The sequence below is a fragment of the Caballeronia sp. M23-90 genome, assembly GCF_053574605.1.
On record NZ_JBSIPA010000759.1, the window covers coordinates 1 to 1725 of the forward strand.

Consider the following 1725-nt stretch of genomic DNA (forward strand, 5'->3'; position numbering starts at 1 on the left):
ATCACGAGGCCAATGATGATCTGCTGGATAAAACTCGATACGCCGTTCATGTTCAGGCCATTGCGCAAGATGCCGATCACGAACGCGCCAATGGCCGTGCCCGAGATGGTCCCGACGCCGCCCATCAACCTGCCCGTGTGTATTGCGCTGATCACGTTGCTGATTGTCGGGCTGCCGTCCGACAAGCCGAACTGGGGTACCTTTCTCAAGGCTGACTGGATCGGCATTGTCGGGCTGACGATTGGCCTGAGTTCGCTGACCGTGGTGCTGGAGGAAGGACAGCGCGAGCGCTGGTTCGAGTCCAGCGAGATCGTCACGCTGACCTGCGTGACACTGGTGGGCTTCCTGCTGATCGCCATCTCGCAGTTCACCGCGAAAAAACCCATCATGCGGCTGAGCCTGATGAGCAACCCGCGTTATGCCAGCGTCATCATCATCGTGTTCGCGGTCGGCGCAGGTCTTTATGGCGTGTCGTATCTGCTGCCGCAGTTTCTCGGCATTGTGTCCGGGTACAACGCGCAGCAATCGGGCGCGATCATGCTGATATCCGGCGTGCCTGCGTTCCTGATCATGCCGTTCCTGCCGCGCATTCTCGGCAAGCTCGACTTCCGCGTGCTGGTGATCGTCGGGCTCTTGCTCTTTGCGTGGAGCTGCATGCTGGATATCGACCTGACGGCGCAAAGTGTCGGTCACGATTTTTTCTGGTCGCAACTGATACGCGGCTGCGCGCAGATCCTCGCCATGATGCCGCTGAACCAGGCATCCATGGCCGCCGTCTCGCGTGAGGATTCGGGCGATGCCGCCGGCCTCTATAACATGGCCCGCAACCTGGGCGGCTCGGTGGGGCTGGCGGTGATCGGTACGGTCATCGACCGGCGCACTACATTTCATACCGCGATGATCCGCGAATCGCTGACGGCCAATTCGGTGATCGGTCAGGATCGCGTTGCATCCAGCGCCGCGAGCTGGTTCGCTCAAACCGGTGACATGGCGTACGCGAAGATGCGCGCGATCGGCCAGATCGCTGCGCAGATCCATATGCAGGCCACCGTGATCACGTATTCGGAAACCTTCTACCTGCTGGGTCTCGCGCTCCTCGCCTGCATCCCGCTCGCGCTGTTGCTGAAGACGCCTAGCGGACCCGTGTCGTCCTCCGCCGGCCATTGACGGCTCAAAAATGATATCGACGATGTTCTCTCGCTCTACGCCTCCTGTTTTTTTAACGCTGCTCGCTGCGGCTCTCTTGGCCGCATGTACCGTGGGTCCCGACTACTCGGGCGCACCGCAAGTCGCGACCGACGCGGCGCACGCTCAAGGTTTCGTGCGTACGCCCGCGACCGGCATGGTGAGCACGCGCGCGCCGAGCCAATGGTGGCTTGCGCTCAACGATCCGCAACTGAACGCCTTGATCGACGCCGCGCTGGCACACAACCCCGACGTCCACGCCGCACAGGCGCGCTTGCGTGAAGCGCGCGCCCAGTTGCAACATTCGAAGGCGAACGGCATGCCTACCGCTTCCTTCGATGCCGCCGCGCTGCGCACACGTTCGCCCGATGTGAGTTCGCTCACGTCGTCGCAAGATGGCTCGTCGGGATCTTCCGGCCGTGGTCCGCTGTCGCTTTACACCGCGGGCTTCGATGCATCGTGGGAAATCGACCTGTTCGGCGGCACGCGCCGCGCGGTGTAAAGCGACAGCGGACCACGGCCGGAAGATCCCGACGAGCA

Annotated in this window: 1 protein-coding gene and 1 pseudogene; both read left to right on the top strand. The window is 62.3% G+C overall.

Annotated elements, in window-relative coordinates:
* The coding region (locus tag ACRXB1_RS35570; RefSeq protein WP_449494716.1) for an MFS transporter at nucleotides 1–1167 on the top strand (1167 nt) is incomplete at its 5' end.
* A gap of 22 nt (nucleotides 1168–1189) precedes the next feature.
* A pseudogene (locus ACRXB1_RS35575) lies at nucleotides 1190–1684 on the top strand (TolC family protein); the annotation flags it as partial.
* Nucleotides 1685–1725 lie beyond the last annotated feature (41 nt).